Genomic DNA, 7,734 nt, shown 5'->3' with positions numbered 1-7,734 from the left:
TACCTACGCGTGTTGGCACCCGTATATTTCGCCGAGCCGGCACGGCCCATGCACACACTCGGCTACTGGGCGGCACTCTCTGTCTTCTTATGTGCGTCGTTTACCGTCGCTCTGGGCGGCTTGGCGGATCCTCTCTGGCGGATGCTGTCACAAGCGACCCTAATTCCCTAGGCAGCTACTGAAATAGCCTTTGAGTGTTCGCACGGTGCTCGGCCGGAAAAGTGAGCCGATGCGGATGCCGACATCGCCTATTCTGAGCAGATTTGCCAAATGACTTGTTCTTTCAGAACATTTCGACGGTCGCACGCGTTTCGAACGGCACAAGGCGTAACACTTCTAATTTGGCCGATGAAACACCCGACTAGAAGTGGTGGCATTAACCGGTTTTTAGTCTTCGAAAGCCTCGGCCTGCTCAGGCACGAACGCTTCGAGTCCTGATATTGGTTTTGTGGCTCCTACACTACGCCGACTTGCCACCTGGCGATCATGAGCTTCATTCAGATCAAGCGTCTCGCTCCGGTCAGCAATTAGAGTTTTGGCTCGTTTGATTTGCTCGTCGGACATTAAGCTCAGGAGGAGCGCCTGCTCTTTTAAAGCCGCTTCTAGCCCTTTGTTTGCTGCTAATGAAACCCACACGTAGGCCTCGACGAGATTGACCTCATCGCTCTGCGCGCGCTGGTACAGCTTACCAAGGTTGTACTGAGCGACCGCAGAATTCTGTCTTGCTGCGCGCTTAAACCATCGCCGAGCCTGCGTCAGGCTTTTATCAACGCCCCTGCCCTGGGCGTACTTCACCGCCAAGTTAATCTGGGCATCGACGTGGCCCTGCGTCGCGGCTTTCAAGTACCACCGAGTGGACTCGACGTCGTTTTGGAGCACTCCAATGCCTTTTTCATAACACCATCCGGTATAAAACTGCGCGGCCGCAAAACCCTGCTTTGCAGCCAACAAGTAATACATTGCGGTGCGCTCACGTCGATTTTCGTGAGCTTCTCTACCTTTGCGATAGAGTTCTGCGAGACTGAATTGTGCAGGAAGAACTCCTTGGTCGGTCGCTTTTTGCAACCATTGCATTGCAGCCTCCGAACTTTCCCCAAGACTAGGGCTTTGGCGCAACAAAAGGTACAAATTGTATTGGGCAGCCGCATGACCTTGCTCAGCTGCCTTGCGCAGCCAGCGATACGCCGCGGCGGCGTCCTGTGTCACGCCTTCTCCCACAGCCAATGCGCCGCCTACTGAATTTTGTGCGTTAGGGTCGCCACGCTCCGCGCGCTGCAGGGTGGACTCAAAACGCTCTCGGATCACTTCGCTTGTAGCAGTAATTTCGACCGCGAGAGCGTTGCTATGGTCCAGAGTAAGTAAGCTCGCGAATATGGCAATAACAACCCGAACAACTTCACACTTCTTTGCCATGGTTACCACCGTTAACGCTACGCAATCTAGCGGCGTGCTGCAGGCCCCGCGAGATGCGAGCTAGCGTTTTGATTGGTTTCCGGCTGCAATGTGCTGTGTCCGACACCAAAATCCCGCTGCAGCAGTTCTTGCAGCTTGGGGAGAACTTCTTCCCACTGTCCGATCTGGTCGAGCTTTATTTGCGCCGATAACGCATGTCGGCTCGATGAGAGAGACCAAACATGAATGTGGTGGGCCTCCACAACACCCTCGACCTCTGCCATAGCGCGCTTCAGATTATCGATATCGACATGACCGGGCGTGCCTTCCATAAGGACGCGTAGAACATCACGTAGAACGTTAATGCTCGCAAAGCCGATCAGCACACTGATGAATAGTGACAACAGCGGATCAATCGGGAGCCATCCCGTGAGATAGATGATTAGCCCGGCCAGCAACGCTGCGACCGAGCCCGCCAGATCACCCATCACGTGCAACAACGCGGCACGCACGTTCATGCTTTTCTCGCCCCGCATGAGAATCCACGCGACCGCGATATTGACGAGTAAGCCTATAAAGGCAACCACCATGACGGTGGTTCCACCTACTTCCTGTGGGTTTGCAAGCCGCTCGAAAGCGGCTACGACAATCCAAACGACAACGCCCAGCATGAACAGGACATTCACCAACGCCCCGATAACTTCGGCGCGGGCATAGCCATACGTGTGTTTTGTCGATGCACGCCGCTGGCTCAGCCACGCAGCGAATGCCCCAATGCCGAGAGACATGGAATCGGTGATCATATGACCTGCATCAGCGACCAGGGCCAATGAATTGGCCCAGAGTCCACCGATCACTTCCACAATCGCGAACCCGGTCGTGAAAACGAGAGAGATGATCAGTAGCTTACCGCTGGCATGCCCGTGGCTATGACCGCCGTGGTCGTGCTCACTCATCTGAATCTCCTGCCTTCGGCGAGTGGCGAACGGCGTTTTCATTGCGCTGTCCGTCGCTGATTCGAATGGCATCCCGCAAGTCCGAGATGAAAACCTTCCCATCACCAAGATGGCCTTCACCGGTACGCGCACTTGCCACGATCGCGTCAACCACCCTATCTGCAAGGGCTTCCGGCACGTCGATTTCGAGCTTGGCCATTTTGACCCGCTCCAATCCGCCGTCTTGGACATGGCCGTATTCACGCAGGTGCACCACAGCAATCCCGGGTATGCCGTCAATGTCCGCCAGGGCTGACATCACCTGTTCGAGCATGACCTCTCGTACATAAGCCTTGATTTCTTTCATGGTCAGCCTCCTTCTTATAGCTCTACTTCGCGACGTGGTTCGGCGAACCAGCGGTACACGGCCGGCAAAACCAATAGCGTCAGGAGCGTTGAGGTCACGAGCCCGCCAACGACTACCGCAGCCAAAGGCCGTTGCACGTTAGACCCAATACCGTTGGCCATGAGCAGTGGAATCAAGCCCAGAATCGCTGTTAGGGCCGTCATGAGTACGGGTCGCAGCCGATGTTCTGCGCCGGTGCTGACCGCTTCATCAAGCTCCATACCGTGATCACGCAACTGATTGATATAGGAAACCAGGACTACCCCGTTTTGAACGGCCACGCCGAACACGGCGATAAAGCCCACCGCAGCGGGGACGGATAGATACAGCCCGGATATCCACAGCGTGAAAATGCCGCCGATGATTGCAAACGGCACGTTCAAGAAGATTAGCGCCGCATAGCGGAGGCTCGAGAATGCGCTGTAGAGCAACAAAAATATCAGCGCCATAGTTATGGGCACGACGAGATAAAGCCTTTTCATGGCCCTCTGCTGGTTCTCGAACTGGCCGCCGAAGTCGACGAAATAGCCGGGGGGCATGTCGATCTCGCGATCGATGCCGGCACGCAGGTCATTCACGACGCCGCCCATATCGCGACCGCGTACGTTCATCTGCACGTACAGGCGCCGGCTGGCGTTGGAGCGGGAGATCTGCTTGGGGCCGGTATAAACCTCGACATTCGCCACGCGAGACAACGGAATCAATGCGCCGTCGGGTGCTCGAAGATTCAAGTTGCGAATCGCGTCGATCCGCTCGCGCTGGTTCGCCTGCAGACGCATGAAAATATCGAACCGCCGCACGCCGTCAAAGACCTGGCCAACGGAGGCGCCACCGACGCCGACGGACACGGTGTTCAGCACATCGTCCACGCTGATCCCGTAGCGTGCCAAGGCCTCGCGATCCGGTTTTATTACGACCTGCTGCTTGCCGCCTTGCTGTTGGGCTCGCACGTCCACGGCGCCAGTGGTGTTGCGCGCCAGCTCTGCAACCTGCTGGCCGACCTCGGCAAGCTTGTCGAGGTCGTCACCGAAGATACTTACGACGAGCTGTGCTTGAACGCCTGAGAGCAGCTCGTCGGTTCTAAGCTGGATCGGCTGGGAAAAGTTGTTCGCCAACCCGGGGACACGCGCTGCGAGCCGTTCGGACATCGCGTTCTGAAGGGCCTCGTAAGAGCGTCCGCTCTGCCAGGCATCGAGAGGTTTCAGGTTGATCGTTGTTGCGACGACGTTGACTGGCTCCGGATCACCGCCCACCTCGGCACGACCGACACGCGAATAAGTGCCGGTGACTTCTTCGAACTCGCCGACCGTATCCTGGACCCGCTTACCGTATGCAATCGCGGAATCCAGGCTCGCCCCGGGCGGTAGGGTGGAGCGAACCATGAATGTGCCTTCCCGCAGGGTCGGGATGAACTCCGTACCCAACTGCGGAAACACAGCGAGGCTGGCGATGAACAACACGACCGCCGTTCCCACTACGACTACCGGAGCCTTAAGCGCGGCATCCCGCATCGGCCGATAACCCGCTTTCATCCATGACACGAACCGTGGTTCCTGCATCGTGGTCACCCGTCGGAATGCCAGCACGGCCAGCACGGGAACCAGCGTCAGGGATAGCAACAGCGCTGCGGCCAACGCGAAGCTGATCGTATAGGCCATCGGCGAGAACAGTTTGCCCTCGACACCCTGGAGCGTGAACAACGGCAGGAACACGAGGATCACAATCGCGACAGCGAACACGATCGGCCGACCGACTTCACGCGCCGCGGCCCCGACCAGATCGGACATGCTCGCGGCTTTAAGGTCACGTTCCTCAAAATGCCGGAAGATGTTTTCGATCATCACGACCGAGCCATCGACCATCATGCCAATGCCAATTGCTAGGCCACCGAGGCTCATCAAGTTCGCGGATAAGCCCGACACGCGCATTGCGATGAATGCCACGAGCAGTGATAGCGGCACACTCGACACCACAATAAGCGTTGACCGCACGTTGCCGAGGAACAGATACAGCAAAACAAGTACGAGTACAGCGCCAATTAACAGCGCTTCGACGACCGTGCTAGTTGCCTTGTCTACCAGTTCGGCCTGCGAGTAGTAGACCTTGGCGACCATCCCGTCGGGCAACGACTTGTTGATTTCATCAAGCTTGGCATTGGTATCCTCGAGGACACGCTGTGTATCCGTTCCGATCAGCTTGAGAACATAACCACCAACGGATTCCTCGCCGTTAGCGATTTCCGCGCCGCGTCGAATTGCCCGGCCATAACCAACTTCGGCGATGTCCTGAATATAAACCGGCTGGCCATTACGCGTGCCGACACGGGTGTTGCGCAGATCGGACAAACCCTGATCGCCCGACGACACCCAGCCGTAGCCGCGAATAATGTATTCCTCACCACCGCGCTCGATGAACGAGGCACCGACGTTACGATTATTGCGCTCCAGCGCTTGGCGCACATCCGCCGGGGTCAACCCGCGGGCGGTCATGGCACTCATGTCCAAGCGCACTTGGTATTGCTTTTCGTAACCGCCGATCGAGAGCACGCCCGTGACACCATCGACGGTTCGCAGCTGCGGCTTGATCAGCCAGTCCTGCGCTGTCCGTCTTTCCGTAAGCGAGTAATCTGCGCCGGGCTCGTTTTCGACCGAATACATGAGAATTCGGCCGAGCCCGGTCGTAATGGGCCCGAGCTGCGGCTCGCCTAGACCTTCGGGGATATTGCGACGCGCCTCCGATAGCCGCTCGTTCACGAGCCGGCGGGCAAAGTAGATATCCGTGCCGTCTTCGAAATAGACGTCCACACGCGATAGCCCGAAGATGGACGTGGACTGTACTTTTTCGAGGCCCGGCAGCCCGTACATGCTGATCTCGATCGGATAGGAGACCAGTGTTTCAATGTCTACCGGCGACAGTCCTTCGCTAGCGGTATATACCTGCACGAGGGCCGGCGTCGCGTCCGGAAATGCATCCACGGGTAGTGCACGCAGCGAAAAATAGCCGCCGATAGCCAGCGCGAAAACTGCGACGAGCACTATGAGCCGGTTCGCCATCGCCAGGCGAATAATTGCGTTAATCATGACGCCCTCCTAGTGGCTGTGTGCGGCGCTACGGCCACCGGCGGTGAGAGCAGCTTTAAGATCGAATGCGCCGCGCACGACCAGGGTGTCACCAGCTCGAATCCCTTCCCGGATTTCTACCTGGCCTTGGTTTTCTGCGCCGGTGCTTACCGGTCGAAACGTGTAAGCACCCTCATGGTCGGCGGGCACGAATACGCCTTCACGCTCACCGATTTGTTGCACCGCGTCCACGGGAACGAGCGCAATACGTGAGCGCTCACCGCTAGACGCCCCGGCGTCGATGTTGGCGTCTGCAAACATGCCGGCTCTAAGCAAACCGTCGGGATTTTCGACGACAGCGCGGGCACGTACCGTTCTGGCTTGTTCGTCGAGCTGTGGCGAGATCCAGTCGATCGTGCCCACGAAGGTTTCATCCGGCAGTGGCCGCACCGTGAAGCGCACTTTTTGGCCTGCTTCCAACACCGGCAAGGCTTGCTCGGCCACATCGATCATCAACCACATTCGCGTGTTATCGACGACATGGATCGGGGTTTCGTTGGCGCTCAGCGTTTGGCCGGCGACCAAGTCGCGTTTCGCGACGACGCCATCGCGTGGCGACGAAAGTTCCAGTCGCGACAAGGGCTCGTCCCCGCCACTGCTAATGGCGTCGACCGCCGCATTGTCTAGGCCGTAGAGCTTGAGCTCAGCACGCTTGGCGCGTCGCTCGGCCTTGGCTTGTTCGTATGCGGCACGAGACTCGGCCAAATCCGAATCACTCACGATCTGATCCGCAGCCAATTTGCGGTCTCTCGCATAGGCGGCCTGGCGCGTGTTGAAGCGCGCGGCCGCGGTGAGATATGCCGCCTTTTCCTTGCCTAAAGCGACACTGTCGAGTACTGCAAGCGTTTCACCGCGCGATACTGCTTCACCCAGATCCGCCGATACCTCGACCACCTTGGCTTGCAATCGCGGGCCCACACGAGCGACGCGGTCAGCATCGAAATGCAGAGTCGCTGGGGCTTGGATCGACGCGTTCGCCGTACCGCTCTCTGCCGGGCCGGTGGCGATATCCAATTGCTCAAATTGCTCGGCGCTAAGCTTGACGCGATCCGGATTTTCTTCGCCGTGCCCCTCGTGGCCACCTTCGCCTTCGCCCTGAGCTGATTCGTGTGCGCCTTTTTCGGCGTCGCCGTGTTCCTCTCCTTCGTGGCGGGCTTCGTCGTGATCTGCATGATCGCTTTCTTGCGCTTGCGCCGACCCGGCGGTCTGCGGCCCTTCGGCGTCGCCGCTGTTGGAGTTACAGCCCGTTAGCAAGAAAATCGCAGCGAGCAGTAGAACGGGGATTCGGATGTGCCTCATGGATTTCTGTCTATTCATTGCGATGCTCCGCGGCTGTCCATCACGAGCAAACCACCCGTGGCGCGCTCTAGATCGGTGCCGGCCGTAACCAGCGCGCCAAGCGCGTCGAGGTAGTCGCGGCGCACATCAAAAAGGTTGTTCTGCGCAGAGGTAATCGCGGTTGCCCCCACCTTGCCGGCTGCGAATGAGCGTCGGGTGAGCTCCAGAGAACTCTCCGCGGCCTCTAAAACCGCATCACTTAGCGCATCTGCTCGTTCGCGCCCGGCGTCATATGCACTGATGGCCGAAAGCACCTGCAGTCGAACCTCGCGCTGAAGGTTGTCCTGATCGAGCTGTGCTTGCGCTAGATCAGCGGTCGCAATCTGGCGCTCGCCTTCATAGCGATCCAGCAGCGGCAGCTCGAAACCAACACCGCCGCCGGTGATATCCGAGCCACCTTTGTCACGACCACCCGCTTCCTCGCGGTAAAAACCGAACACGGTGAGGTTCGGTATGATTTCGCGATTGGCGAGCGACAATTCCTTTCGAGCGGCAATCACGCGCGACGCAGCGGCCTGCAAGTCCGTGCGCCGCTCGACGGCGC

The 7,734-nt window shown here is 58.3% G+C and carries 6 protein-coding genes; all 6 read right to left on the bottom strand.

Annotation, left to right across the window (positions count from 1 at the left end):
- Window positions 1-387: 387 nt before the first annotated feature.
- Window positions 388-1,413: a tetratricopeptide repeat protein gene (locus tag ABNU97_RS16325; RefSeq protein WP_209064686.1), complete on the bottom strand. Its 1,026-nt coding sequence runs from the start codon at window positions 1,411-1,413 to the stop codon at window positions 388-390.
- A 26-nt stretch (window positions 1,414-1,439) separates the two neighbouring features.
- The gene (locus ABNU97_RS16320; protein ID WP_209064688.1) at window positions 1,440-2,348 is read right to left on the bottom strand and encodes a cation diffusion facilitator family transporter; all 909 of its coding nucleotides are present in this window, start codon (window positions 2,346-2,348) and stop codon (window positions 1,440-1,442) included.
- A complete protein-coding gene (locus ABNU97_RS16315) occupies window positions 2,341-2,694 on the bottom strand; it encodes a P-II family nitrogen regulator (protein ID WP_209064690.1) in 354 nt (117 codons plus the stop codon). Before ABNU97_RS16315 ends, ABNU97_RS16320 begins: the two co-directional genes overlap by 8 nt.
- Before the next feature lie 14 nt (window positions 2,695-2,708).
- On the bottom strand, window positions 2,709-5,813 hold the full coding sequence (locus ABNU97_RS16310) for a CusA/CzcA family heavy metal efflux RND transporter (RefSeq protein ID WP_209064692.1): 3,105 nt from the start codon (window positions 5,811-5,813) through the stop codon (window positions 2,709-2,711).
- A 9-nt stretch (window positions 5,814-5,822) separates the two neighbouring features.
- Window positions 5,823-7,169, bottom strand: a complete 1,347-nt coding sequence (locus tag ABNU97_RS16305) for an efflux RND transporter periplasmic adaptor subunit (RefSeq protein ID WP_209064694.1) — start codon at window positions 7,167-7,169, stop codon at window positions 5,823-5,825.
- Window positions 7,166-7,734: TolC family protein (locus tag ABNU97_RS16300; protein ID WP_348767730.1), on the bottom strand; the 569-nt coding region annotated here is incomplete at its 5' end. The genes ABNU97_RS16300 and ABNU97_RS16305, both read right to left, overlap by 4 nt.

It is taken from the genome of uncultured Salinisphaera sp., assembly GCF_964012375.1.
Taxonomy (GTDB): Bacteria; Pseudomonadota; Gammaproteobacteria; order Nevskiales; family Salinisphaeraceae; genus Salinisphaera.
This window is presented reverse-complemented; position numbering and strand designations above follow the sequence as displayed.

Excerpts from the sequence above, each read along its gene's own strand:
- ABNU97_RS16325 (WP_209064686.1), bottom strand. The coding sequence starts at position 1,413 with ATGGCAAAGAAGTGTGAAGTTGTTCGGGTTGTTATTGCCATATTCGCG.
- ABNU97_RS16320 (WP_209064688.1), bottom strand. The coding sequence starts at position 2,348 with ATGAGTGAGCACGACCACGGCGGTCATAGCCACGGGCATGCCAGCGGT.
- ABNU97_RS16315 (WP_209064690.1), bottom strand. The coding sequence starts at position 2,694 with ATGAAAGAAATCAAGGCTTATGTACGAGAGGTCATGCTCGAACAGGTG.
- ABNU97_RS16310 (WP_209064692.1), bottom strand. The coding sequence starts at position 5,813 with ATGATTAACGCAATTATTCGCCTGGCGATGGCGAACCGGCTCATAGTG.
- ABNU97_RS16305 (WP_209064694.1), bottom strand. The coding sequence starts at position 7,169 with ATGAATAGACAGAAATCCATGAGGCACATCCGAATCCCCGTTCTACTG.